General features: G+C 73.3%; 21 protein-coding genes. 9 read left to right on the top strand and 12 right to left on the bottom strand.

What is annotated here, in order from left to right; genetic code table 11:
* Positions 1 to 40: 40 nt before the first annotated feature.
* Positions 41 to 1,789 (top strand): NAD+ synthase, encoded by a 1,749-nt coding sequence (locus AC5WAM_RS29640; RefSeq protein ID WP_495519413.1) that lies wholly within the window; start codon positions 41 to 43, stop codon positions 1,787 to 1,789.
* A gap of 203 nt (positions 1,790 to 1,992) precedes the next feature.
* Here AC5WAM_RS29640 and AC5WAM_RS29635 read toward each other — a convergent pair whose 3' ends face one another.
* The 4 genes from AC5WAM_RS29635 to AC5WAM_RS29620 form a co-directional block, all read right to left on the bottom strand.
* Positions 1,993 to 3,210, bottom strand: a complete 1,218-nt coding sequence (locus AC5WAM_RS29635; RefSeq protein WP_495519412.1) for an MFS transporter — start codon at positions 3,208 to 3,210, stop codon at positions 1,993 to 1,995.
* Positions 3,211 to 3,513: 303 nt separating this feature from the next.
* Positions 3,514 to 4,536 (bottom strand): endonuclease/exonuclease/phosphatase family protein, encoded by a 1,023-nt coding sequence (locus tag AC5WAM_RS29630; protein ID WP_138959388.1) that lies wholly within the window; start codon positions 4,534 to 4,536, stop codon positions 3,514 to 3,516.
* 245 nt (positions 4,537 to 4,781) lie between these two features.
* A complete protein-coding gene (locus AC5WAM_RS29625) occupies positions 4,782 to 5,414 on the bottom strand; it encodes a TetR/AcrR family transcriptional regulator (RefSeq protein WP_495519411.1) in 633 nt (210 codons plus the stop codon).
* A gap of 150 nt (positions 5,415 to 5,564) precedes the next feature.
* A complete protein-coding gene (locus AC5WAM_RS29620; protein ID WP_495519410.1) occupies positions 5,565 to 7,169 on the bottom strand; it encodes a DHA2 family efflux MFS transporter permease subunit in 1,605 nt (534 codons plus the stop codon).
* Positions 7,170 to 7,388: 219 nt separating this feature from the next.
* Here AC5WAM_RS29620 and panB point away from each other — a divergent pair, with 219 nt between their 5' ends.
* The 3 genes from panB (at position 7,389) to AC5WAM_RS29605 (ending at position 10,371) form a co-directional block, all read left to right on the top strand.
* Entirely contained in the window at positions 7,389 to 8,270 is an 882-nt protein-coding gene (panB, locus tag AC5WAM_RS29615; RefSeq protein ID WP_366791449.1) for a 3-methyl-2-oxobutanoate hydroxymethyltransferase, read from the top strand.
* Between the two features lie 212 nt (positions 8,271 to 8,482).
* Positions 8,483 to 9,520 (top strand): ATP-binding cassette domain-containing protein, encoded by a 1,038-nt coding sequence (locus tag AC5WAM_RS29610; RefSeq protein ID WP_366791450.1) that lies wholly within the window; start codon positions 8,483 to 8,485, stop codon positions 9,518 to 9,520.
* Positions 9,517 to 10,371 (top strand): ABC transporter permease, encoded by an 855-nt coding sequence (locus tag AC5WAM_RS29605; protein WP_366791451.1) that lies wholly within the window; start codon positions 9,517 to 9,519, stop codon positions 10,369 to 10,371. Before AC5WAM_RS29610 ends, AC5WAM_RS29605 begins: the two co-directional genes overlap by 4 nt.
* Positions 10,372 to 10,399: 28 nt before the next feature.
* Here the strand turns inward: AC5WAM_RS29605 and AC5WAM_RS29600 are convergent, their stop codons facing one another.
* Entirely contained in the window at positions 10,400 to 13,780 is a 3,381-nt protein-coding gene (locus AC5WAM_RS29600; protein WP_495519409.1) for an AfsR/SARP family transcriptional regulator, read from the bottom strand.
* A 211-nt stretch (positions 13,781 to 13,991) separates the two neighbouring features.
* Here AC5WAM_RS29600 and AC5WAM_RS29595 point away from each other — a divergent pair, with 211 nt between their 5' ends.
* Entirely contained in the window at positions 13,992 to 14,786 is a 795-nt protein-coding gene (locus AC5WAM_RS29595) for a site-2 protease family protein (RefSeq protein ID WP_366791453.1), read from the top strand.
* Here the strand turns inward: AC5WAM_RS29595 and AC5WAM_RS29590 are convergent.
* The 3 genes from AC5WAM_RS29590 to AC5WAM_RS29580 all read right to left on the bottom strand — a co-directional run bounded on the left by AC5WAM_RS29590 (position 14,776) and on the right by AC5WAM_RS29580 (position 16,894).
* Positions 14,776 to 14,970, bottom strand: coding sequence for a hypothetical protein (locus tag AC5WAM_RS29590; protein ID WP_366791454.1), 195 nt, complete (start codon positions 14,968 to 14,970; stop codon positions 14,776 to 14,778). The two genes, AC5WAM_RS29595 and AC5WAM_RS29590, sit on opposite strands and share 11 nt — an antisense overlap.
* 96 nt (positions 14,971 to 15,066) lie before the next feature.
* Entirely contained in the window at positions 15,067 to 15,771 is a 705-nt protein-coding gene (gene npdG, locus AC5WAM_RS29585) for an NADPH-dependent F420 reductase (protein ID WP_366791455.1), read from the bottom strand.
* Positions 15,772 to 15,808: 37 nt separating this feature from the next.
* Entirely contained in the window at positions 15,809 to 16,894 is a 1,086-nt protein-coding gene (locus AC5WAM_RS29580; protein ID WP_495519408.1) for a sialidase family protein, read from the bottom strand.
* An 80-nt stretch (positions 16,895 to 16,974) separates the two neighbouring features.
* Here AC5WAM_RS29580 and AC5WAM_RS29575 point away from each other — a divergent pair, with 80 nt between their 5' ends.
* Both AC5WAM_RS29575 and AC5WAM_RS29570 read left to right on the top strand, forming a co-directional pair.
* Entirely contained in the window at positions 16,975 to 17,586 is a 612-nt protein-coding gene (locus tag AC5WAM_RS29575) for a hypothetical protein (RefSeq protein ID WP_172386028.1), read from the top strand.
* Positions 17,587 to 17,705: 119 nt separating this feature from the next.
* On the top strand, positions 17,706 to 18,968 hold the full coding sequence (locus AC5WAM_RS29570) for an MFS transporter (RefSeq protein WP_495519407.1): 1,263 nt from the start codon (positions 17,706 to 17,708) through the stop codon (positions 18,966 to 18,968).
* Between the two features lie 696 nt (positions 18,969 to 19,664).
* On the opposite strand, the gene AC5WAM_RS29565 is transcribed toward AC5WAM_RS29570, so the two are convergent.
* Positions 19,665 to 19,898: a hypothetical protein gene (locus AC5WAM_RS29565; protein ID WP_366796034.1), complete on the bottom strand. Its 234-nt coding sequence runs from the start codon at positions 19,896 to 19,898 to the stop codon at positions 19,665 to 19,667.
* 70 nt (positions 19,899 to 19,968) lie between these two features.
* Here AC5WAM_RS29565 and map point away from each other — a divergent pair, with 70 nt between their 5' ends.
* The gene (map, locus tag AC5WAM_RS29560) at positions 19,969 to 20,826 is read left to right on the top strand and encodes a type I methionyl aminopeptidase (RefSeq protein ID WP_138959401.1); all 858 of its coding nucleotides are present in this window, start codon (positions 19,969 to 19,971) and stop codon (positions 20,824 to 20,826) included.
* A gap of 148 nt (positions 20,827 to 20,974) precedes the next feature.
* Positions 20,975 to 21,661 carry a biliverdin-producing heme oxygenase gene (locus AC5WAM_RS29555; protein WP_366796035.1) on the top strand — a complete coding sequence of 229 codons (687 nt, stop codon included), beginning with the start codon at positions 20,975 to 20,977 and terminating at the stop codon, positions 21,659 to 21,661.
* A gap of 107 nt (positions 21,662 to 21,768) precedes the next feature.
* Here the strand turns inward: AC5WAM_RS29555 and AC5WAM_RS29550 are convergent, their stop codons facing one another.
* From AC5WAM_RS29550 to AC5WAM_RS29540, 3 genes are all read right to left on the bottom strand, one after another.
* Positions 21,769 to 22,506: a PhzF family phenazine biosynthesis protein gene (locus tag AC5WAM_RS29550; RefSeq protein WP_366796036.1), complete on the bottom strand. Its 738-nt coding sequence runs from the start codon at positions 22,504 to 22,506 to the stop codon at positions 21,769 to 21,771.
* A gap of 92 nt (positions 22,507 to 22,598) precedes the next feature.
* Positions 22,599 to 24,152, bottom strand: a complete 1,554-nt coding sequence (locus AC5WAM_RS29545) for an HtaA domain-containing protein (RefSeq protein WP_495519406.1) — start codon at positions 24,150 to 24,152, stop codon at positions 22,599 to 22,601.
* A gap of 72 nt (positions 24,153 to 24,224) precedes the next feature.
* Positions 24,225 to 25,721 (bottom strand): HtaA domain-containing protein, encoded by a 1,497-nt coding sequence (locus AC5WAM_RS29540; protein WP_495519405.1) that lies wholly within the window; start codon positions 25,719 to 25,721, stop codon positions 24,225 to 24,227.
* Between the last annotated feature and the right edge of the window lie 72 nt (positions 25,722 to 25,793).

The following is a 25,793-nucleotide window of genomic DNA, read 5'->3' as shown; positions in this document are numbered from 1 at the left end:
TCCAGGGGCATCGCGTCGGGTTGACGATTACACTGGGGCCGTGCCTCAACTACGCCTTGCGCTGAATCAGATCGACTCCACCGTCGGCGACCTCACCAAGAACGCGGACGCGGTCCTCCGCTGGACCCGGCACTCCGCCGAACAGGGCGCGCACCTCGTCGCGTTCCCGGAGATGGCACTCACCGGTTACCCGGTGGAGGACCTCGCCCTGCGTTCCTCCTTCGTGGAGGCGTCCCGTCAGGCCCTGCGCGCGCTCGCGGTCCGCATCCGCGACGAGGGCCTGGGCGAACTGCCCGTCGTCGTCGGCTATCTGGACCGCAGCGACGAGGCCAAGCCGCGCTACGGCCAGCCCGCAGGGGCCCCGCGCAACGCGGCGGCCGTGCTGCACCGCGGCGAGGCGGCGCTCACCTTCTCCAAGCACCATCTGCCCAACTACGGCGTCTTCGACGAGTTCCGCTACTTCGTCCCCGGCGAGACGCTCCCGGTCGTCCGCGTGCACGGCGTCGACGTGGCGCTCGCGATCTGCGAGGACCTGTGGCAGGACGGCGGCCGCGTCCCGGCCGCCCGCACGGCCGGGGCCGGGCTCCTGCTGTCCATCAACGCGTCCCCGTACGAGCAGAACAAGGACGACCAGCGGCTCGAACTGGTCCGCAAGCGGGCGCAGGAGGCCGGTTGCACCACCGCCTACCTCGCGATGACGGGCGGTCAGGACGAGCTGGTCTTCGACGGCGACTCGATCGTCGTCGACAAGGACGGCGAGGTCGTCGCGCGGGCCCCGCAGTTCACCGAGGGCTGTGTGGTGCTCGACCTGGAGCTGCCCGCTGCCGCCGCGCAGGCGCCGTCGGGCGTCGTCGACGACGGGCTGCGCATCGAGCACGTCACGCTCTCCGCCGAGCCGCTCGCGCCGTACGAGGCCGAGCACACCGGCACGTACGCGGAACGCCTCGACGACGACGAGGAGGTCTACTCGGCCCTCGTCGTCGGCCTGCGCGCGTACGTCCAGAAGAACGGCTTCCGCTCCGTGCTCATCGGGCTCTCCGGAGGCATCGACTCGGCACTCACGGCCGCCCTGGCCTGCGACGCGCTCGGCGCGGAGAACGTGTACGGGGTCGCGATGCCCTCCCGGTACTCCTCCGAGCACTCCCTCGCCGACGCGGCGGAGCTGGCGCGGCGCACCGGCCTCGACTTCCGGACCGTGCCGATCGCGCCGATGTTCGACGCGTACATGGAGTCCCTCGGGCTCACCGGGCTCGCCGAGGAGAACCTCCAGTCGCGGCTGCGCGGCACGATGCTCATGGCGCTCTCCAACCAGGAGGGCCACATCGTGCTCGCGCCGGGCAACAAGTCCGAGCTGGCGGTGGGCTATTCGACGCTGTACGGCGACTCCGTCGGGGCGTACGGGCCCATCAAGGACGTCTACAAGACCTCGGTCTTCCGGCTCGCGAAGTGGCGCAACCGGGCCGCCGCCGAGCGCGGCGGGACGCCGCCGATCCCCGAGAACTCCATCAGCAAGCCGCCGAGCGCGGAGCTGCGGCCCGACCAGGTGGACACGGACTCGCTGCCGGACTATCCCGTCCTCGACGCGATCCTGGAGCGGTACGTGGACCGGGACGAGGGCGCCGAGGCGGTCGTCGCCGCGGGCTTCGACGCGGAGCTCGTCGCGCGGACGCTGCGGATGGTGGACACCGCCGAGTACAAGCGGCGGCAGTACCCGCCGGGCACCAAGATCTCCCCCAAGGGCTTCGGCAAGGACCGGCGGCTGCCGATCACCAACGCCTGGCGCGAATAGCCCCCGGCGGGCCGCAGCTTCCCCCACCGCTACCGCGGCGGGGCTTCCTCCCACCCGCCCTCCCGGAACTCCCCCGCTGCGCGGGCGGGGCTTCCCCGTCTGTGCCCGGGTGGGGGCGGGTGGGTGGGACCGCCCCGGCCGCGCGCGGCGCGGTGTTGTCGTCCGGTCTTGACGGGCCGGGCCCTTGGGCGGCGGCGTGGCCGTCAGTGGTGGGTCCGCTCCCGAGTGGGCTTCGGGGTGCCGGTGATGACCCGGGCCGGGGGTGTCGACGGGGCGCGGCGGAGGTCTTCGGCGTAGGCGATCGCCGCGACGCCGAGGCCGAGGACGGCGAGGGCCGCGCCGGCGAGGGCGGGGGACGCGACGCCGAAGCCCGCCGCGAGGGCGAGGCCGCCGATCCACGCGCCACCGGCGTTCGCGAGGTTGAACGCGGCCTGGTTGGCGGAGGAGGCGAGCGAGGGCGCCGCGGCGGCCTTCTCCATGACCATGAGCTGGAGGGGCGAGCCGGTGGTGAAGGCGGCCATGCCGAGGAGGGTCACGCCGACGGCGGCGCTCCACTCGGCCTTCATGAAGAGCGGGAAGAGGAGGAGGACCAGGGCGAGGGAGGCCAGGCCGCCGAAGAGGGTGCCGCGCAGGGCGTGGTCGGCGAGCCGCCCGCCGAGCAGGTTGCCCGCGGTGGCGCCGACGCCGAAGAGCGCGAGCAGCAGCGTCACACTGGCCTCGGCGAACCCCGCGGAGTCGGTGAGCATCGGCGTGACGTAGCTGTAGGCGGCGAAGAGCGCCCCGAAGCCCGCGACGGTCGTACCGAGCGCGAGCCACACGGGCAGCGAGCCGAGCGCCCGCAGCTCGCCGCGCAGGCCCACGCTCTCGCCGTGGCCGTGGTCGGCGGGGACGAGCAGCGCGAGCGCGGCGATGGCGGCGAGCCCGATCGCGCTCACGGCGAGGAACGTGGCGCGCCAGCCGAGCTGCTGCCCCATGAGCGTGGCGATGGGCACGCCGACGACGTTGGCGACGGTGAGTCCGAGGAACATCAGGGACACCGACCGCGCCTTGCGCTCGGGCGCGACGAGCCCGGTGGCGACGACCGCGCCGACGCCGAAGAACGCCCCGTGCGGCAGTCCGCTGAGGAAGCGGGCGGCGAGGAGCAGGTGGTAGTCCGAGGCGGCGGCCGAGAGCGCGTTGCCGACGACGAAGAGGACCATGAGGCCGATCAGGACGCGGCGCCGGGGCAGCCGCGCGGTGACGGCGGCGAGCAGCGGGGCCCCGATGACGACGCCGAGCGCGTACGCGGACACGAGGTGTCCGGCGGTGGGTATGGATATGTCCAGGTCGTCGGCGACGTTGGGCAGCAGGCCCATCATCACGAACTCGGTCGTGCCGATGCCGAAGGCGCCCACGGCGAGGGCGAGCAGGGCCAGGGGCATGGAGACGTACTACCTTCCGAACAGCCCGTACGAGGGCAGGGACGATCCAGGGAATCGTTTGGTTCACGTACGGAACAAAGAGGTCCGCACCCAGTATTCCGCCCGCGCGTACCGGGAGGTGACGGGCACATGACCGTCGTGGGTCGACAGCCCGCGCCCGCCGGGGGCCGGCGGCGCGTGGCCGCCGGGGATCGACGGCGCGTGGCCGCCGGGGATCGACGGCGCGTGGCCGCCGGAGGGCGACGGCGCGTGGCCGTCAGGGGCAGACGGGGCGCGGCCGTCGGCGGCAGCCGGGACGTGACCTCAGAGGTCGACGCTCGCCGCCACCGGCAGGTGGTCGCTGTCCGTGCGCGACAGCGTCCAGGACGACACCGGCTCGACGCCCTTGACCATGATCTGGTCGATGCGGGCCATCGGGAACGACGCGGGCCAGCTGAAGCCGAAGCCGTCGCCCGCGGCGCCCTGCGTGGAGCGCATCTGGGAGGTGACGGCGTTCAGGGCGCGGTCGTTCATCGTGCCGTTCAGGTCGCCGAGCAGGATGACCTTGCTGATCTTCTCGTGGGAGATGGCCTCGCCGAGCGCGTCGGCGCTGTCGTCGCGCTGCCCGGCGGTGAAGCCCGCGTCGAGCTTGACCCGCACCGACGGCAGGTGGGCGACGTAGAACGCCACCTCTCCCTTGGGCGTGTGCACGGTCGTCCGCATGGCCCGGGTCCAGCCCAGCTTGATGTCGACGGGCTTGGTGGCGGTCAGCGGGTACTTGCTCCACAGCCCGACGGTGCCCTGCACCGAGTGGTACTTGTACGTGCCCGCCAGGGCCTTCTCGTACGTGGGGACCGCGGCGGAGGTGAGCTCCTCCAGGGCGATGACGTCCGCGCCGGACGCGGCGACGTCGCGGGCGGTCGAGGCCGGGTCGGGGTTGTCCGCGTTCACGTTGTGCGTGGCCACGGTGAGGTCGCCGCCGCTGCCCGACTTGTCGGTGACGAGGCCGCCGAAGGCGTCGAGCCAGACGATCACCGGGAGCAGCAGGGTGACGAGCGCGGTCGCGGACTTGCGGACGACGGCGATCACGAGGAGCACGGGGATGAAGAGGCCGAGCCACGGCAGGAACGTCTCGGTGAGACTGCCGAGGTTGCCCACGCCGTTCGGGATCTGGGCGTGCACGAGCATCACCAGACCGATCACGACCGCGAATCCGGCCGTGACGAGTCCGCGCCGCCAGATGCCGGGGTCACCCCGCCAGCCGTCGACGAAACGCCGCAGCGGGGAGCCCTGGCGCTCGGGCCGCGAGCTGCCGCTGTCCGTCTCCGCCTTGTACGCCTGCGCCATACTTTCGTCGCCTCACTGACTGCCGTGCACACCGTCCCCCGCCCCTGAACCCTAGGCGATGATCGGGTGTCGTCCCCGCCGTCCGCGGACGGCCCTACGGAGCCGAGGACGAGCGGGGGCGCACGACAGGTTCCGGATGCGCCCCCAGGGTCCGCACTCTGTGACGAAACGCGCATATCGCCTGCGAGTTCAGGGCTGCTCGGGGCGACACGCTAACACCCCGCACCCCTCTCGGGGGCTCACTCTCAGGGGCGCAGTCCGTTGAGGATCAGGTCGACCACGCGCTCCGGCAGGTCCTCGTCGAGGGGGGCGTCGGAGCGCATGACGGTACGGACCAGCATGGGGCCGACGAACAGCTCGTGGGCGAGCGCGATGTCGACGTCCGCGCGCAGCTCGCCGTTCTCCTGGCCCCGCCGCAGGACGTCGTGGGTGCGGCGGCGCTGCGGCTCGATGACCGTCGCGTGGTACGCGTCCCAGAGCTTGGGCAAGGTCTTCATTTGCGCGAAGACGTTGTGCAGGATCGCCGACGCGCGCAGGTTCAGACCGCGGCGGCGGATCTGCTCCAGGAGGACGACGAGGTCGTCGCGCATGGAGGTGCCGGGCAGGACGGCGGGCGGGGCCTCCAGGGTGCGCAGGACGTCGACGAAGATCTCTTCCTTGCCGCTCCAGCGGCGGTAGATGGTGGCCTTGCCGACGCCCGCAGTGCGGGCGATGCGCTCGATGGACAGCTCGGCGAGGGGGGTGCCCTCCTCGATGAGCCGGATGACGCCCTCCAGGATCGACCGCTCCACGGCCTCGCTGCGGGGGCGGCCGCGGGCGGCTCGGGTGGGGCTCTGCTCCACGGTGTCGACTCCTCTGCGGTGGGGCGGTGGCCCCATTTTCCCCTGGCCCGGCCGTGCGGCGTGCCCCCTTGCAGCGGGCCTCGCCCGCGCCCTTCGCCAGCGGTGCGGGGCAGCTGTGGGCCGCGCCCACCCGTTCCGCCCCCTGGGCGGAACGGGTGGGCACAGCAGCGAGCGCTCCCAGCCGCGTCAGCGGCCCGCGGAGGCCGGTTCCCGGTCGTGGGGTTCGGTGGGAGCGGGTGCGGCGGCGGCCGGGGGCTTGCCCGGGAGGAACAGGGCCACGATCACGACGCCCACCAGGGCGACGCCCGCGCCGCACAGGGCGGTGACGTGCATCGCGTGCAGGAAGGAGTCGTTGGCGGCGGAGACCAGGCCCTCGCCGCGCGGCCCGAGCCGCGCCGCCGCGCCGAGAGTCGCCTCGATGGACTCGCCCGCCGTGTGCCGCATGCCCGCAGGCAGGAGGCGCAGCTCGTCCTCCACGCCGCCCCGGTACGCCGCGGAGAGCACGGACCCGAGCACCGCGATGCCGAGCGCGCCGCCGACCTGGCGGAAGGTGTTGCTGAGCGCGGACGCGGAGCCCGCCTTCTCGCGCGGCAGCGCCTGCATGATGACGACGCTGGTGGGCGTCATGATGTGCGCCATTCCGGTGCCCATGAGGAAGAAGACGACCTCCAGGACCCAGATCGGCGTGTCCGAGTCGAAGATCGTGAACGCGGCGAGGGTCACGGCGATGACGGAGAGCCCGCCCACGCAGGTGGCCCGCACCCCGAACCGGTCGACGACGTGCCGCGCCCGCGGCGCGAAGATCAGCTGCGCGGCGGCGAGCGGCAGCATCAGCAGTCCGGTCTGCAGCGGCGTGTAGCCGCGCACGCTCTGCGTGTAGAAGACCGAGAAGAACGTGACGCCCATCAGCGCGAAGAAGACGAGCGCGATCGCGGTGATCGCCGCCGAGAAGACGCGGTTCTTGAAGTACGAGATGTCGATGGACGGGTGGTCGGCGCGCTTCTCGTACCAGACGAAGCCGACGAGCACGGCGAGCCCGGCGAGGATGGTCGCGAGCACGGCCGGGTCGGTGAAGTCGGCCAGCTGGCCGCCCTTGATGATGCCGTAGACGAGCAGCACGAGGCCGATCACGGACAGGACGACGCCGACCAGGTCGATCCGGCCGGGCTTCGGGTCCTTGGAGTCCGGTACGAGGACGACCATGAGGATCAGCGCGACGATCACGATCGGCACGTTGATGAGGAAGACCGAGCCCCACCAGAAGTGGTCGAGCAGGACGCCGCCGGTGATCGGGCCGATGGCGACGGCGAGGCCGACGCCCGCCGCCCAGATGCCGATGGCCTTGGGCTGCTCCTCGCGCTCGAAGACGTTCATGAGGACGGCGAGCGTGGCGGGCATCACGAAGGCGGCGCCGAGGCCCATCACCCCGCGGAACGCGATGAGCTCGACGGGCGAGCCGGACTGGGCGGCGAGCGCGGAGCCGATGCCGAACACCGCGAGCCCGGCGAGCAGCACCTTCTTGCGGCCGACGCGGTCGCCGAGCAGGCCCGCGGTGAAGAGCAGACCGGCGAAGACGAGCGTGTACGAGTTGATGGCCCACTCCAGCTCGCCCTGGGTGGCGCCGAGGCCGGTGGGTGCGGGTGTGGAGATGGTCTTGATCGCGACGTTCAGGATGGAGTTGTCCAGGACGACGATCAGCAGGCTGAGCATCAGGACGCCGAGGATCGCCCAGCGGCGCCGGTGGACGGCCTCCGGTATCCGGGACGTGCCGGGGACGGCAGGTGTTGTCATGCTCCGACCTTAGCCACATTCCGATACGAGACCGTCTCGTATTGGAAAGGCTTTGCCAGGCCTTTCCCGGAAGGACACCAAGGAACACCCGCGTCCGGCATACGTCTCCAAAACGGCTGAAAAGAACCCCTCTAGCGCCCGGGCGGCACGCGATGCCACCATGGACGTGATCCGGGGACGCCGTCAGGGCGCCTCGAGACGACAGAAGGAGCCGTTGCGATGACGCAGCTTTCGGCTGCCCAGAGCCCTGCCCTGAACGGGCGGAAGACCGACAGCAGCAAGACGCTGTACGGCGGCAAGGGCACACGCCGCATCACGGTCCGCGACATCACCGCCGCCAAGGAGCGCGGCGAGAAGTGGCCCATGCTCACCGCGTACGACGCGATGACCGCGTCCGTCTTCGACGAGGCCGGGATCCCGGTCATGCTCGTCGGCGACTCGGCGGGCAACTGCCACCTGGGGTACGACACCACCGTGCCCGTCACCCTCGACGAGATCACCATGCTCTCGGCGGCCGTCGTACGGGGCACGAGCCGCGCCCTGATCGTCGCCGACCTGCCGTTCGGCTCGTACCAGGAAGGGCCGGTCCAGGCCCTGCGGTCCGCGACGCGCCTGGTCAAGGAGGCGGGCGTCGGCGCGGTCAAGCTGGAGGGCGGCGAGCGCTCGCTGGCCCAGACCGAGCTGCTCGTGCAGTCCGGCATCCCGGTCATGTCCCATCTGGGGCTCACTCCGCAGTCCGTGCACACCATGGGCTACCGCGTCCAGGGCCGCAGCGAGGAGGCCGCGCACCAGCTGGTGCGCGACGCCAAGGCCGCCGAGGCCGCGGGCGCCTTCGCCGTGGTGCTGGAACTCGTACCGGCCGAGCTCGCCGCCGAGGTCACGCGCTCGCTGCACATCCCGACCGTCGGCATCGGCGCGGGCGTCGACTGCGACGCCCAGGTCCTGGTGTGGACGGACATGCTGGGCCTCACCGGCGGGAAGATGCCGCGCTTCGTGAAGCAGTACGCCGATCTGCGCGGGGTGATGGGCGACGCCGCGAAGGCGTTCGCCGAGGACGTGGTCGGCGGGGCGTTCCCGGCCGCGGAGCACTCCGTCCGCTAGCCCCGGCCCGGAGCGCCGACGGGCGTTCCCTTCCAGCCACTGCGGCACTGAAGGCAGCCCGCCGACCGTCCCCCGTCGGCGGGCTGCCGGCCCCCGGCAGAGCCGATCTGTCGGGGTCTGCAGGGATCCATCGGCGTCTGTCGGTGCCGCTGTCGTCCGCCTGTAGGAAATCTGTCGGCGCGTTGTCGGTGGCGGCTGCTCTCATGGAGGGCATGACACGCATCGAGAACACCCCCCAACGGGGAGCGAGCGGCGGAGCGAGTGCCGTCTCGGTACGGGGGCTGGTCAAGCACTACGGCGAGACCAAGGCGCTGGACGGCGTCGACCTGGACGTCCGCGAGGGCACGGTCCTCGGCGTCCTGGGGCCGAACGGCGCCGGCAAGACCACGCTCGTCCGCTGCCTCTCCACCCTGATCACCCCCGACGCAGGCAGCGCCGTCGTCGCGGGCTACGACGTGCTGCGCCAGCCGCGCCAGCTGCGCCGCGTCATCGGCCTCACCGGCCAGTACGCGTCGGTGGACGAGAAGCTCTCGGGCTACGACAACCTGTACATGATCGGGCGGCTGCTCGATCTGCCCCGCAAGGAGGCCCGCACGCGGGCCCACGCCCTCCTGGAGCGCTTCTCCCTCACGGAGGCCGCCAAGCGCCCGGTGCGGACGTACTCCGGCGGCATGCGCCGCCGCCTCGACCTCGCGGCGTCGATGATCGGCAGCCCGGCCGTGCTGTATCTGGACGAGCCCACCACAGGCCTCGACCCGCGCACGCGCAACGAGGTCTGGGACGAGGTCCGGCGCATGGTCCGCGAGGACGGCGTCACCGTCCTGCTGACCACCCAGTACATGGAGGAGGCCGAGCAGCTCGCCAGCGAGCTCACGGTCATCGACCGCGGCCGGGTCGTCGCGGGCGGCAGCATCGGCGAGCTGAAGGCGAAGGTCGGCGGCCGCACCCTGCGGATCCGCCCGACCGACCCGGCGCAGCTGCGCCCCACGGCCCTCGCGCTCGACGAGGCGGGCCTGACCGGCCTGGCCACCACGACCGTGGACACCGAGGACGGCACGGTCCTCGTGCCGATCCTCAGCGACGAACAGCTCACGGCGGTCGTCGGCGTGCTCAGCGCGCGCGGCATCACGCTCGCCGACATCGCCACCGAACTGCCCAGCCTGGACGAGGTGTTCCTGTCCCTGACCGGCCACAAGGCCGGCCTCACGGACGACGCCGCGACCACCGAGTACGAGGAGGTCGCCGCATGAGCGCGACCGCAGTCAAGGCGCCGCCCGGGCCCCCGAGCGAGACCGTCCCGCTCACCGGACAGGCGGACACCCGCATCGGCCCGCGCGCGTTCGCGCGGCACACCGGCGCCCTGGTGCGCCGCAATCTGCTGTGGATCAAGCAGGACGTGGAGTCGATGTTCGACGCCGTCCTGATGCCGATCGTCTTCACGCTCCTGTTCGTGTACGTCTTCGGCGGCTCCGTCGGCCAGGCGCTCGGGGGCGGCCGCGAGGAGTACATCCAGTACGTCATCCCCGGCCTGATGGCCATGATGGGGATGAACATGGCCATGGGTGTGGGCACCGGCTTCAACCAGGACTTCCAGACCGGTGTGATGGACCGCTTCCGGTCGCTGCCGATCGGGCGCTCCTCGGTGATGATCGCCAAGATCGTGGTCGAGCTCATGCGCATGCTCGTCGCCACCGGGATCCTGTTCGTCGTCGCCCTGTGCATCGGCTTCTCGGTGGAGAGCGTCCCCGGCCTGTTCGCGGCCGTCGGCCTCGCCATGGTCTTCGGAACAGGCCTGATGTGGATCTTCCTCACCATGGGCGTCGTGATGAAGAGCGCCCAGGCCATTCAGGGAATGGGATTCCTGGTGCTGCTGCCGCTGCAGTTCGGCTCGTCGATCTTCGCGCCGACCGACTCCATGCCCGGCTGGCTCCAGGCGTTCACGGACTACAACCCGCTGTCGTCCCTCGCGGACGCCGCGCGCGGCCTGATGAACGGCGGCCTGCCGGTGGCCCACGACATCTGGGTGACGCTGATCTGGTCGGTGGCCCTGACCGCGATCATGGCGCCGATCGCGATCCACAAGTTCCGTACGAAGACGTGACGTCGGCGGCGCCGGCCCGGCCGGGGCGTCACAGGCCCGCTGCCGCGACGGCCTCCTCCCAGGTGAGGCCGGAGCCCTCGGCGTACGCGGCGGCGTAGGCCGCGTCGCCGAGGGGCGCCCGGACCGCGCGCTCGGCGGCCGTGCGCACCTCCCGCTCGAAGACGGTCCGCACGTGGCCGGGCGGCAGCTGTGCGTCGGCCACCGCAAGCAGGCGCGCCGCGACGGCGGCCCGGCCCGGTTCGGTGCGGGCGAACGCGTGGGCCACGGTCCCCAGATGGACGGCGAGCAGCTGCGGGGCCACGATCTGCGAGAGCGGGTCGGCGGCCTTCTCCAGGGTCGCGCGGGCGCCCGCGAGCACGCCCTCGTAGTGGCCCTCGATGGTGTCGAGCCAGGCGCTGACGGCGAGCACCGTGCCGTCGAAGACGGCGAAGCCGACGGCCTTGAACTCCTTGCGCAGCAGCATCAGCTGGTCGCGGGCCTCGCGGACGTGGCCGCGCATGCCGAGCAGCCCGATGAGGAAGATGCGGGCGGCGGGCAGCGCCCCGTCGAGACGGCCCACGCTGTCGTCCACGACGCGCCGCAGCAGCCGCTCGCCGCGCTCGGTCTCGCCCAGTTCGACGAAGACCGCGCCGAGCCGGGCCGTCAGGAGGGACACCTGGGTCTTGGCGCCGAGCGCCTCGGCGTGGGCGATGGCGGCCGCGAAGTCCTCGGCGGCGCGCCGGAAGGCGCCGCGCCGCTCATGGGCCTCCGCGCGCGAGGACAGCGCCTCGGCCATGCCCCAGGTGTCGCCGAGCCGGGTGAAGATCTCCAGGGCCTCGTCGGCGTCCTGCCAGGCGTCGCCCGCCCAGTCGACGCGGTTGGCCAGGACGTTGGCGCGCCACTGGAGGGCCCCGGCCAGCTCCCAGGTGTAGCCGAAGTCGCGGCAGGCGGCGACGGTCCGGTCCACGATCTCCCGGACCCGGTGGACGTCGCCGCTCAGCAGGACGGCGTAGAACCACAGGCTCCCGGGGTTCCGGCAGGTCTGCGGCAGGCCCGGCCGGTAGGCCTCGCGGATGGCGCGCAGCTTCGCCTCGGCCCGGGGGGTCTGCCAGGCGTCCGGGTCCATGTCCATGCAGGACATGTGCACCAGGTGCACCCCGCGCCGGGCCTCCTGGAGGACCTCGGGCCGCATCGGCGGCGGGGCGTCCGTGCAGCGCTCGTGCAGCGGCTCCACCGGCGCGACCGGCTCCGCGAACGGGTCGGGCCCGAGCGCCATCACCTCGCGGGACCAGTGTCTGACCTCGGTGCGCAGGTCCCGCATCAGCCAGAACCACGACAGGGCGTGCACCAGGCACAGCGCCTCGTGCTCGTCGCGGGCGGCCACGGCGCGGCGCAGCGCGGTGCGCAGGTTCTCGTACTCGTTCTCCAGGACCGCGACGGCCGCGCGCTGGCCGTGGCCGCGCAGCTCGGGGTCGGTGCGGCGGGCCAGCTCCCGGAAGTAGGTGAGGTGCGCGCGCTCGGTGGCGGCCCGCTCCCCCGACTCGTCGAGCCGCTCGACGGCGTACTCGTAGACGGTCTCAAGCAGGCGGTAGCGCATGCCGCCGCCCGCGGCCGAAGGGGCGGCCACCACCAGGGACTTGTCGACGAGGGAGCCGAGCAGGTCGGGCACGTCGCGCGGGTCGACCTCGACGTCCGCGGCCCCGGAGGCGGCCCCGGCGGCGGCCCCGGACGCGGCCCCGGGAGCGGCGCACACCGCCTCCGCCGCGGCGAGGTCGCAGCCGCCCGCGCAGACCGCGAGGCGGCGCAGGACGGCCCGCTCGGAGCCGTCGAGCAGGTCCCAGGACCAGTCGACGACGGCGCGCAGGGTCTGCTGGCGCGGCAGGACCGTGCGGGCGCCGTTCGTCAGGAGCCGGAAGCGGTCGTCGAGGCGGTCGGCTATCTGACGCGGCGTGAGCATCCGCAGGCGGGCCGCCGCCAGCTCGATGGCCAGCGGGAGCCCGTCGAGCCGCGCGCAGATCTCGGCGGCGGCCTCCGGGTCGTCCGTCACCCGGAAGCCCGGGCGCGCCGCCTGCCCCCGGTCGGCGAGCAGCCGCAGGGCGAACGGCTCCGGCAGCGGGCCGACGGGGCGCAGGGCCTCGCCGGGGACGCCGAGGGGTTCGCGGCTGGTGGCGAGGACGGTCAGCCCCGGGCAGGCCGCGAGGAGCCGCTCCGCGAGGTGGGCGGCGCCGTCGATGACGTGCTCGCAGTTGTCGAGGATGAGCAGCATGCGGCGCGGCGCGCAGTACTCGGTGAGCCTGAGGACCGGGTCGTCGCCGAGCCGCTCCGCCGCCGCGCGCAGCTCCTCCGCGCCCGCGCCGCGCAGCACGGTCTCGCGGGCGCCGAGCGCGGTGAGCACGGCCTCCGGCACGCCCTCCGGGTCGTCCAGGGGCGCGAGTTCGGCGAGCCACACCCCGTCCGGGGCCTCGATCCCCTCGGCGGCCTCCTGGGAGAGCCGGGTCTTCCCGGCCCCGCCGGGGCCGACCAGGGTGACGAGCCGGGCCCGCCGCAGGTCGTCCCGGATGGCGTCGATGTCGCCCGCACGGCCGACGAAGGAGGTCAGCCGGACGCGGAGGTTGCCGGGGGCGGCCGCTGCGGCCGCCCCCGCGGCGGCCGTCGGCTCCTGGACCGCGCCCTCCCGCGGGGCGGTGGGTCCGGCCCGGTCCGCGGCCGCGCCGGGGCGCAGCAACTCCTCGTGCAGGGCGCGCAGTTCGGGCCCCGGGTCGGTGCCGAGGCGGTCCGCGAGGAGGCGGCGGACGTCGCCGTAGGCGGCGAGGGCCTCCGCGGCGCGGCCCGCCGCGCGCAGGGCGCGCAGGCGCAGCGCCTGGAGCGGCTCGTCCAGCGGATGCGTGTCGCACAGGGCGGTGATCTCGGGCAGGGCGTCCTCGGCCCGGCCGAGGGCGACGGCCGCCGCGAGGCGGGCGCGCCGGGCCTCCAGGCGCCGGGCCGCCCAGCGGGACGCGTGCGCGGCGTGGTCCGGCAGATCGGCGAAGGCGTCCCCGTGCCAGAGCGCGAGCGCGTCGTCGAGGACGACGGCGGCCTTGGCCGGGTCACCGTCGGCGAGGGCGCGCGTGCCCTCGCCGACGAGGCGCTCGAAGCGGTGCGCGTCCACGTCGTCCGGCGCCGCCCGCAGTCGGTAGCCGCCGTCCACCGAGGCGACGGCCTGGGCGCCGAGCGCCCGGCGCAGCCGGCCCACCAGGGCTTGTAGCGCGCCGGCGGCGTCGGCCGGGGGCTCGCCGCCCCACACCTCGTCGACCAGGACGGCCACCGGGACGGTCCGCCCCGGCCGCAGCGCGAGCGCCGCGAGCAGGGCACGCAGTCGGGCACCACCGACGGCGGCGAGGGTGCCGTCGGGGCGCAGGGCCCGGGTGATGCCTAGAACGCGATATCGCACGCCCCCATTGTCGCCGTTCGCGCTCCGGGCCCGGGTCCAGGCTCCGCCCGGGCGCCACGGGGCCCGCGCCGCCGCCTCGTGGAACCACCCCGCCGTCGCCGGACGTTCACGTACTCCTGCTGTACGGTCGGGCACGCCGCGCAGGCCGCAGGCCTGCCGCCCGCCCGCTCCGGGCGTACGGCGACCGCACGAACCTCAGGAGCCCCGCACCATGACCGGCCACTCCCACGGCGACCGCCGGGTCAGCCCCGTCTTCCTCGGCATCGCGGCCGTCACCGCGGTGAGCGGCTGGGCGGCCTGGACCGGCTTCGCGGACAACCCCGGCTTCGCCGTCTTCCTGTTCGTGACGGCGGCCTGGGTGGTGTCGCTGTGCCTGCACGAGTACGCGCACGCGCGCACCGCCCTGCACGGCGGCGACATCTCCGTCGGGGCGAAGGGCTATCTGACCCTGAACCCGCTGAAGTACACGCATGCGCTGCTCAGCATCGTGCTGCCCGTGCTCTTCGTGATCATGGGCGGCATCGGTCTGCCCGGCGGCGCCGTGTTCATCGAGCGCGGGCGGATCCGGGGCCGCTGGCGGCACAGCCTGATCTCGGCGGCGGGCCCGCTGACGAACGTGCTGTTCGCGATCGTGTGCACGGCCCCGTTCTGGCTGGACGCGCTCGACGGCGTCCCGGACACGTTCCGCTACGCCCTGGCGTTCCTCGCGCTGCTCCAGGTGACGGCGGCGATCCTGAACTTCCTGCCGATCCCGGGCCTGGACGGCTACGGCGTCATCGAGCCGTGGCTGTCGTACTCGGTCCGCCGCCAGGTGGAGCCCTTCGCGCCGTTCGGTCTGCTCGCGGTGTTCGGCATCCTGTGGATCCCGGAGGTCAACGACGCCTTCTTCGACGCGGTGGACGCCGTCCTGCGCGGCCTCGGCGTGGAGGAGTGGGACACCTACTGGGGCCAGCGGCTCTACCGCTTCTGGCAGGGCACCCCGGACATCCCCGCGATCAGCGGCTAGCGGCGGCCTCGCGCGCCGCCCGCTCCAGCTTGGCGCGGCGGACGTAGTACCAGGTCATGTTGGACGACAGGCCCGCGAGCAACACCCACACGATGCCGAGGAGGCTGCCCTGGACGAAGGAGACCACGGCGGCGGCGACGGCCAGGACACAGACGACGAGGGTGTAGAGCGCTAGGCGGGGCATGGGGTTCGGCTCCCTGATCACAGCACGACGGATGCGGCATTCCGGACGGACGTACCGCACCAGTGTCCCCCATGCCCCGCACGCCCGGGCACGGGCCTAGATGTCGGTGACCCGGAGCCCCGCGTGCGCCTTGTAGCGCCGGTTGACGGAGATCAGGTTGGCGACGAGGGACTCCACCTGGTGGGCGTTGCGCAGGCGTCCGGCGAAGACGCCCCGCATGCCGGGGATGCGGGCGGCGAGCGCCTGCACCAGGTCCGTGTCGGCGCGGCTCTCGCCGAGCACCATCACGTCGGTGTCGATCTCCTCGATCGAGGCGTCCTGGAGCAGCACGGCCGACAGGTGGTGGAAGGCGGCCGTCACCCGCGAGTCGGGGAGCAGCGCGGCGGCCTGCTCGGCGGCGCTGCCCTCCTCGGGCTTGAGGGCGTACGCGCCCTTCTTGTCGAAGCCGAGCGGGTTCACGCAGTCGATCACGAGCTTGCCCGCGAGCGGCTCGCGCAGGGCTTCGAGGGTCTTGGCGTGGCCGTCCCAGGGCACGGCGACGATCACGATGTCGCTGCGCCGGGCGCAGTCGGCGTTGTCCGCGCCCTCGACGCCGAGGCCGAGCTCGGCGGCCGCGGCCTCGGCGCGCTCGGCCGCGCGGGAGCCGATGATCACCTTCTGCCCGGCGCGGGCGAGCCGGTAGGCGAGGCCGCGCCCCTGGTCACCGGTGCCGCCGAGGACCCCGACGACGAGCCCGGACACGTCGGGCAGGTCCCAGGGGTCCTTGGCGGGCGCCTTCTGCACACTTTCCGTGGAAGTCATGGTCAGAACCCTACGTCCGCGTCCGCGGCGACCGCGGTCAGGTGAGCCGGTCGAGCGGCACCCTGCGGAAGGTGATCGTCTCGTACGCGCCGAAGTCCCCGGTCTCGTAGAGGAGTCCGACGGCGTCCTCGTCGAGGCGCACGAGGTCGGAGTACGCGGCGGGCAGCCCGTCGACGGTGTGCACGGGCTGCCAGGTGGTGCCGTCGTCGTCGCTCCTGTGGATGCTCATCCGGGCGCGGAAGCCGGGGTCGGCGGGTCCGGAGAAGAGCAGCACGTCGGGGTCGCGCAGCTGGAGCACGCTGCACTCGACGACGGGCCCGGTCAGACAGGACTGCGGCCGGAACGGCTTGACGAGGCTCGCGCCGCCGTCGCGGGAGTGGGCGTCGGCGCGGTTGCCGGGGGCCGGCGAGTCGTTGCGGGTGTTGAAGTAGACGCGGCCGTCGGGGAGTTCCGCGGCGGTGGTCTCGTTGACGTTGATGTAGCCGTTGGTGTTGTCGTCGACGTAGCCGATGCGCCAGGTCTGGCCGAGGTCGTCGCTCAGCAGGCAGTGGCCGCCGTTGTACTTGCCCTCGGTGCCGTTGTCCGTGCCGGTGGGCGGCAGCGAGTGGTTGGCGGGGACGACGATCCGGCCGCCGCCGAGCTGGATCGCGTGGCCCGGCGTGGTCGCGTACCAGCGCCAGTCGGCCTGCTTCACCTGCTGGGTGATCTCCCGGGGCACCGACCAGGTCAGGCCCTCGTCGTCGCTGTGCTGCACCCAGACCCTGCGGCCGTCCGCCGCGGCCACCTGGCCGCGCCGGATGGCGTCCTCGGAGGCCGCGGCCGCGTTCCTGACCTGGACGAGCAGGATCCGTCCGGTGTCGAGGACGACGGGCGCCGGGTTGCCCGCGAGGTCCGTGCCGTTGGCGCCGACGACCTGGAGCGGGCCCCAGGTGCGGCCGCCGTCGGTGGACCGTTTCAGCACGATGTCGATGTTCCCGAAGTCCTCCTGCGATCCGACGCGGCCCTCGCAGAAGGCGAGGACGGAGCCGTCGTGCGTGACGACGACCGCCGGGATGCGGAAGCTGGCGTACCCTTCGCGGCCCGCCCGGAACGGGACGGACGCCTCAACTGTCTCCACTGCCATCCCCGCCCCTTCCCCTCCTCGGGGGAATTCGGAGTGAACTGCGGCTGTACGAATGACTTGTTGAGGCAGTATGCGCCTCCATGGACGCGGTACGGGTCGCGCTGCTGCGCGAAGTTCTGAACGGCACCGAATGGCCGGACGCCACGCGCCGCTTCGCCGGGGCGCTGCGCGCCGGTGTGGTGCCGCACGGCGGGGGCCTGCTCCTGGTGGGCACGCACGAGTACGAGCCGTGGCATCTGGCCGCGCACCTCACCGACGAGGCCGCCTGGTCCGGCACGCCCGAGCTGACGCCCACGCTCGTGCGTCACCGGCCGCGGGCGGGGGCGCCCGCGCACCTGTCGGTGGGGCTCGGCCGCGTCGAGGCCGCGCGGCGCGGCGAGACGCTGCTCGTGGTCGCGCCCGGCACGCCCGCGCCGGGGCTGCTGTCCCGCGTCCACGACGCGCGGCGCGCGGGCGCGACGGTCTTCGCGCTCGGCCCGGACACGGGCGCGGGTGACGAACTCGGGGCGCTCGCCCACGAGGCGCTCACCGTGCCGCGCGCCGGGGACCTCGACCTGGACACGGTCCAGCACCTGGTGAGCGCGGCGACGGGCGAGAACAGCCTGCCCGCGCCCCGGGGGCGCCGCCGCGTGCGCGACCGCCTCTCCCGGCTGGCGGACCAGCTGACGGCTCCGCCGCCGACGCGGTGGTGAGGGCGGGGCCGAGGGGCGGGGACCGCGGGCGTGGTGCGGGTCTGCGGGCGGAGTCAGGGTCTCCGGTCGGTTGAGAAATCGTTTGCGGGGCGTCGCCGTCCCGCTGACCATGTCCCCTTGTGAAACGAATCGCCGCGATACTGCCCGACCTCTCCCCCTGGCGCTCCAGCCGGGACTTCCGGCTCCTGTGGGTCCAGGGCCTGGTCACCTACTTCGGCAGCTTCATGGCGCTGATCGCCCTGCCGCTCCAGATCAAGGACCTCACCGACTCGCCGCTCGCGGTCGGGGCGATGGGCGCGGTCGAGCTGGTCCCGCTGATCGTCTGCGGCCTGTACGGCGGGGCGCTCGCCGACGCGGTGGACCGGCGCAAGGTGATCCTCCTGACGGAGGCCGCGCTCGGCGTGCTCGCCCTCGTCCTGCTCGTCAACGCGCTGCTGCCGCAGCCGCTCCTGTGGCCCCTGTACCTGGTGGCGGCCGGGGTCTCCGGGCTCGCCGGGCTCCAGCGCCCCGCGCTCGACTCGCTCCTCGCCAGGATCGTGCCGCACGACCAGCTCACGGCCGCCGCAGCGCTCAACTCGCTGCGCTGGAACGTCGGCGCCATCGCCGGGCCCGCCCTCGCCGGTGTCGTCGTCGCCTACGCCGGGCACGCCAGCGCGTACGCCGTCACGGTCGTCGGTTTCGCCGTCTCCGTGGCGCTGTGCACCCGGCTCTCGCCCGCGCCCGCCGCGCACGGCGCGCGGAAGCCGTCGCTGCGGGGGCTCGCGGAGGGGGCGCGGTACGCGTGGTCGCGGCCCGTGCTCCTCGGCACCTACGCCATCGACGGGGCGGCCATGGTCTTCGCCTTCCCCAACACGATCTTCCCGTTCCTCGCGGACGACCTGGACGCGAGGTGGTCGCTCGGCCTGATGTACGCCGCCGGGGCCGTCGGGTCGCTGCTCCTCAGCCTCACCAGCGGGTGGACGTCGCGGGTGCGGCGGCACGGGGTGCTCGTGGTGTGCGGGGCGGCCGGGTGGGGGCTCGCCATCACGGCGGCGGGGCTCCTGTCGAACGTGTGGCTCGTCCTGGTCGCCCTCGCGCTCGCCGGGGCGGGCGACATGCTCAGCGGTCTGGGCCGCAGCACCATCTGGAACCAGACCATCCCCGACGAGCTGCGCGGGCGGCTCGCCGGGATCGAGGTCCTCTCCTACAGCGTCGGGCCGCAGCTCGGGCAGGTGCGGGCCGGGGCGGCGGCCGGGTGGACGGGCACGCGGTCGGCCATCTGGTCCGGCGGGCTCGTCTGCGTGGGCGCGGTGGGCGCGCTGTGCGCGGTGCTGCCTTCGCTGCTCTCCTACGACTCGGCCACGGACGAGGACGCCACCCGCCGCCGGGTCGCTGCCGCTTAGCCCGGACGGTACGGGGCCGGGCCTTGCTGCGGCCCTTGCCGCAACGGGTGCTCGGCAGCTGGGGCCGTGCCTGCCCGCCCCTGCCGCAGCCGGACTTGGAGGAGCGGTTGCCCGGTAGCTGTGGCTGTGTCGATGGCCCGCGGCGGGAAGCCGGGCTGCGCGCTGCCGGGGTCGTCTCCCGCCCACCCGCCCGTCCGCGCCGGGGTCTGGCCCTTGCTTCAGCGGTTGCTCGGTAGCTGGGGGCTGTGCCCACCCGTCCCGCCCTGCGGGACGATTGCCCACAGCGGGGGGGCGGCGGTCGGCCCGTGGTGTCGCGCTGCGCGCGGCCGGGGCGGGCCCACCCGCCCGCCCCCACCCGGGGCGGGAGCCCCTGGGGCACCACCCACCCAGCCGCGAGCGCTCCGCGTCGGGGCCGGACCCGGCAACGCCGAGGAGACCCGGGTGGGCGGGCGGGAGATCCCGCCGCGGTAGCGGCGGAAACCACCCACCGGGCGGTGAGCGCGACGCGTCGGGGCCCGGTGGGGCAAGGCCGAGGCGCCACGGGTGGGCGGGCGGGGATAATCCGCCGCGGTAGCGGCGGTGGCGCCCGCCCGGCGGCAGCGCGAAGCGGCGGGGCCGGGCCCCGCGCAGCAGGGGAGAGCCGAGTGGGCGGGCGGGAGAAACCGCCGCGGTAGCGGGGGCGGGGCCCCGGTGGGGTCAGGGGTTGGGGCGGTCCGGGTCCCCGGGGGCATCGTGCCAGCGAGGGTCCGTGTCCCAGTCCAGGTTCCGCTCCGCCGCCGTCTCCATCGCGTGGGTGGCCTCCTCCCGGGAGGCATAGGGCCCGAACCGGTCCTTGCCGGGGCAGTCCGGTCCCTCCTCGACCTTCTTGTGCTCCAGGCAGTAGTACCACTCGCCCGGTTTCCCGGCGGTCCGCTTCTTGAACAGCGCCATGGCCACAGCTCCCGTCTCCCCCGTTCTCTCCCGCCATGCTGCCCCATCCGGGCTCGTTAGACTCGCTGGCATGTCTGGCCAGTCACTGCTCGTACCAGGGGAGCTCTCTCCCACCCGTTCCGTGCCCGGGAACATCAGGCGCCCGGAGTACGTCGGCAAGCCCGCCCCGACGCCGTACACCGGGCCGGAGGTGCAGACCCCGGAGACCGTCGAGCTGATGCGCACGGCGGGCCGCATCGCCGCCCGCGCGATGGAGGAGGCCGCGAAGGCCATCGCTCCCGGCGTGACCACCGACGAGCTCGACCGCATCGCGCACGCGTACATGTGCGACCACGGCGCCTACCCCTCGACGCTCGGCTACCGCGGCTTCCCGAAGTCGCTGTGCGCCTCGGTCAACGAGGTCATCTGCCACGGCATCCCGGACTCCACCGTCCTGCGCGACGGCGACATCGTGAACCTCGACGTCACCGCGTACATCGGCGGCGTGCACGGCGACAACAACGCGACGTACCTGGTGGGTGACGTGGACGAGGAGTCGAGGCTCCTCGTCGAGCGCACCCGTGAGGCCCTGCACCGCGCCATCAAGGCCGTCAAGCCCGGCCGTCAGATCAACATCATCGGCCGCGTCATCGAGTCGTACGCCAAGCGCTTCGGCTACGGCGTGGTCCGGGACTTCACCGGCCACGGCATCAACACGTCGTTCCACTCCGGCCTGATCGTCCCGCACTACGACAGCCCGCACGCGACCACGGTCATCCAGCCCGGCATGACGTTCACGATCGAGCCGATGCTGACGCTGGGGACGCACGAGTACGACATGTGGGACGACGGCTGGACGGTCGTGACCAAGGACCGCAAGCGCACCGCGCAGTTCGAGCACACGCTCGTGGTGACGGACAGCGGGACGGAGATCCTCACCCTGCCGTGAATCGAACGGGTGCGTAACGTTTTACCGACAGAGCGTCGGGAATTTACCGACAGGGTGTCGGGAACCAGTTGACTTAGGTAAGCCTAACTTGCATGATCGATGCTGGTCACACTGGTTTCCCGCCCCTCTCGGCACCCGGAGGTCCCGCATGGACTCGGCGATCCCTCAGCCCACCGCCCCGCTGTCGTTCTCGACGCTCATCCGCACCGCGTCCCACGAACAGCACACGGAGGCGGAGACGTCGACGTTCATGAGCGACCTGCTCGGCGGCCGCCTGGGCGTGGACGCGTACGCGCGCTACACGGAACAGCTGTGGTTCGTCTACCGCGCCCTGGAGGACGGTGCCGAGGCCCTGCGCGAGGACCCCGTAGCGGGGCCGTTCGTACGGCCCGAGCTGCTGCGCGTCGCCGAGCTGGAGCGGGACCTCGCCCATCTGCGGGGCCCGGGATGGCGCGAGCGGGTCAGCGCGCTGCCCGCGACGGCCGCGTACGCGGCCCGGGTCGAGGAGTGCGCGCGGACCTGGCCCGGCGGATACGTCGCCCACCACTACACCCGCTACCTCGGGGACCTCTCCGGCGGACAGATCATCCGGGGCCGGGCCGAGAAGGCCTGGGGGTTCGCCCGCAAGGGCGACGGGGTCCGGTTCTACGTCTTCGAGGGGATCTCCAACCCCGCCGCGTTCAAGCGGGACTACCGCGAGCTGCTCGACGGGATCGAGGCCACCGTGCCCGACGAGCTGGAGCGGCACCGGATCGTCGACGAGTGCAAGCGGGCGTTCGCCCTGAACACGGCCCTGTTCCAGGACCTCGCCACCGAGTTCCCGCACGCGGCGTAGCCCTCTGACCGGGCCGGGCCACCGCATTTTCGCGCTGCGCGCTCGTCCTCAAACGCCGGACGGGCTTGATGCTCCGGCAGCGCGAGGTCCGGGTGACCCGGCCCCGTTCAGGCCGACGGCCAGGTGGCGTGCGACGGCAGGGCCACGCGGCCGCCCACCTCGATGAGGTCGTCGGGCCCCGGGGCCGTGATGAGCTGGGAGCCGCGCCCCTGCGTGATGTTGAGGGCCCGGCCCAGCTGGTGCGTGAGCAGGAGGGCCGCCGCCCCGGTGGCCTCGTCCTCGCGGATGCCGTCGTTGCGCCCGGGGAAGCCCCGCGCCCGCACCCGCCCCGCGGCCTCGTCCTCCCACGCCCAGGCGTAGATCCACTCCCCGGCGGGCGGCACCGCGAGCGCCTCCACCTCGGCCGCCGAACCGTACGCGCGCAGCGTCCGCGGCGGCGCCCACTGCGCCCGCGCCGCGATCCAGGTGAACTCCCCGTCCTGCCGCGCCTCGACGACCCCGGCCTCGGTGACGAGCTCGGGCACGTCGAGCAGCCAGGCCGCGCCGAGGCAGGGGTATCCGGCGAAGGGCAGCCGCGTGGTGGGCGTGTAGATGTCGATGTGCCCGCGCTCGGGATCGTCGACGAACACCGTCTCGCTGAAGCCGAGTTTCCCGGCCAGCTCCTGCCGCGCCTCGCGCGTGGGAACGCGGCCGCCGTTCCTGACGACCCCGAGCTCGTTGCCGTACCGGCCGTCGGGGCCGCAGAAGACCCGCAGGACGTCGACTCCGGCGTGCACGTCGGTCCCGACGGGCACGCCGGTCCGGTCCGCCGCGCCGGGTGCGCCCGGCCGCTGTTCTTCGGTCATTCGGGCATTCAAGCATCCGGCGCCGCACGGACGTGCGGCGCCGGAGCAGGAGTTGGGGTCGTCACACCCCGGCCCGGGTCAGGCCGGTGGCCTCACGCCCGCGCGCCGTGGCCGGGGTGGTGCCGCCGCGCCGCGTACACGGCGCCCGCGCCGGCCGCGACCACCGCGCCCGCGATCCCGAGCAGCGCGCCCGAGGGCGTGTCGGAGCCGGTCTCCGCGAGGGCCCCGGTGTCGTCGCCGACGGAACCGCCGCCGCCCACGGACCCGGCGGGCACGACGCCGCCGCCCGTGCCGGACGCGCCGCCGGAGCCGGAGGACCCCACCGAGCCCGACGGGCCGGACGCGCCGGAGGAGTCCGCGGCGGCGGGCGGGATGCTCGCCCGGTCGGACAGGGTGAGCGCGACGGTCACCGGGTCGATCGGGTCGCCCGCCTTGTAGGGGGAGCCCACCGTGTCGTTGGCGAACTGCCGTGCGCCCGCGGCCGTGAACTTCGCGGGGACCTTGCTGAGGAGCACCACGTCGTTCTTCGCGGCGTACGAGACGCGGGACAGGTCGAGCGTCGCGAACTTCACGTCGTCACGGGAGCGGCCCTGCGCCTTCACGTCGGCGTACAGCGTGCCCTTCGTGCCGCTCGCCTTGACCCTGAGGTCACTGAACGTCATGTCGATGCCGTGTCCCGAGTACCGGAACCGCACGCTGCCGCCGAAGGAGGCGTCCACCGTCCTGGCGCTCGCGTTCCACTCTGCCTTGGCGTGCGGGAAGTCGAAGCCGTCGGACTTCTTCTTGGCGCCGCCGGCCGTCGTGATCTTGCCGCCGCCGGCGATGTAGCGGCGGAAGCTCTCCTTCATGCCCCACGACATCTTGCCGCCGACGACCTTCTTCGGCTTGGCGGCGGTCGGGGTCGGCTTGGGCTTGGGCTTCGTCGGGGTGGAAGGGGTCGGCTTCGGCTTCGTGGGGGTCGACGGGGTCGGCTTCGGGTCGGGGCCCGGTCCGGGGACGGGCGCGCCGGGCTTCACCGTGAGGGTGGCGGGGTCGAGCACCTCGCCCTTGCGGTACATGCCGTTGAAGGCCTTCGCGCCCTTGGCGGTCAGTTTCGCCGGGACGTCCTTGAACGTCACCGTGCCGCCCTGGCCGTGTCCCGGCCGGATGCCGTTGAGGTCGAGGGTGGCGAGGTCGATGTCGTTCTGCTTGGCGCCGTTGAGGGTGACGTCGGCCTGGATGGCGCCGGTCCTGCCCTTGGTGCGCACCTTCACGTCGGCGATGGCGATGTCGAAGCGGTGCGCCGTGGAGGCGAAGCGGACGCCGCCCTTGAAGGAGGTCTTCAGGGCGTGGTTGCCCACGCCGTACGTGCCTTTGGCGCCGCCGAAGGTGAACACGCCGTTGCGCGGGGCCTGCTGGGCGCCGCCGCTGGTGGTGATCTTTCCCTGCGCCATGCCGACCACGTAGCTGCGGAAGCTCTGCTTGAAGCCCCAGTTCAGGGTGCCGTCCACGATGCTGTACGCGGGCGGCGCCTGCGGGGAGCCCGCGGCGGGCTCCGCGACGGGCTCGTCGGCGGCGAACGCCGGCAGGGTGAGCGCGCTCGCGCCGAGCGTGACGGCCGTCGCGACGGCGGCCGCGCGGACTATGAGGCGGCGGGGGGCAGCCATGGGTGTGCTCCTTGGAGTGGAGGGAGGGAGTAGGGAGGGAAGGAGAGGGAGCGGGGGTGGGGACGGGGTGGTTCAGGGGGTGCCGGTGGAGTCGTCGGCGGTGCCGGTCGCGCGGGCCCCGCGCCGCTTGCGGACGACGCCGAAGGCGACCGCTGCCGCGACGAGCAGGGCGGCGACGGCGCCGACGGTGATCGGCAGGGCGGCGGACGAGTCCGACGTGTCGGCGGCGGACGCGGCGGCCTTCTCCTTCTTGGGCCCGGCGTCCGGGGCCTTCGCGGCCTTGGGTTCCGCGGCCGAGCCGAGGTCGGGCAGCGCGGGCAGCTCCGCCTTCTGGTCGACGGCGACGGCCAGCGAGACGGGGTCCATCGCGGTGCCCGCCTTGTACAGGGAGCCGAACGCCTTGGCCCCGTCGGCGGTGAGCTTCGCGGGCGCCTCGGTGACGGCGATGAGGCCGTCCTTCGGCTCGAGGTCGGCGAGGCCCGCGCCGGTGAAGGTGACGAGCGGCGCCTTCTTCTTGGTGAAGTCCCCGCTGTCGACGTCGGCGTAGAGCGTGCCCTTGCCGTCCTCGACGCCGACCGCGACCCGGCTCAGACCGATGTCGAGCCCGTGCTTGCCGGTGAAGCGGACGGCACCGGTGAAGTCCGCGGCGAGGGTGCGCTTCTTCCTGTCGTACGAGCCCTCGCCGCGCGGGAAGCGGAACAGCGCGCCGCCGTCCTGGGCCCCGGCGGACAGGGACCACTTGCCCTGGGCGATGGATCCGGAGACGTACTCGCGGAAGGTGCGGCGCACGCCCCAGTCGACGGCGGCGTCCTCGATGCGCCCGGCGGCCCCGGCCTTCCCGCCGGACTTCTTCGGGGACTCGTCCGTGGACTTCTTCGGGGACTCGTCCGACGTCTTCGGCTTCTTCGACGGCTTGCCGCCGGTGGCCGCGGTGAGGTCCGCCGAGAGGCTCAGCGGGTCGAGCCGCGTGCCCGCCGTGTAGTACCCGGCGAAGGCCTTCGCGCCCTGCGCGGTGAGCGTGGCGGGGATGTGGGTGAGGGCGATCGGTCCCGAGCCGCCCTTCATGTCGATCCCGGACAGGTTCAGCGAGGCGAACGGCACCTGCGTGGCCGAGGTGACCTTCCCGGAGCCCTTGGCCTTGCTGACGACGTCGGCGTAGAGCGTGCCGGAGCCGCCGGAGACCTTCACGGTGGGGCGGCCGATCGCCAGGTCGAGCTGGTACGAGGAGCCCTTCTTGTGGCCGGTGAAGTGCACCCCGCCCGAGAACCCGGCGCTGAAGGCGCCGCTCGCCGGGTCGTAGGACCCCTTGGCGGAGTGGAAGCGGAACTGGCTGCCGCCGACGGTGGCGGCACCGCCCGTGAGGTTCCAACTGCCGTGTGCGATGGGCCCGGTGACATAGCTCTGGAAGGAGGACTTGAGGCCCCAGTCGAGCCTGCCGCCGCGCACCGTGCGCTCCTCGGCGTGGGCGGCGGCCGCCGGGAGCAGAGCGGTGACGAGTCCGGCGAGAACGGCCACGACGACGGCACGGGCGCCGTGGCCGCGGCGCGGGCGCGACGGTCTTGACGGCAAGGGGCACCTCCAAGTGGAACGATGACGAGCGAGCCCTAGATCGTTAGGTAAGGCTAACCTAATCTAAGATCT

The sequence above is a fragment of the Streptomyces sp. JLYT201 genome, from assembly GCF_059448825.1.
The sequence above is the reverse complement of the archived record's forward strand: the minus strand, read 5'-3'. Positions and strand labels throughout refer to the sequence as shown.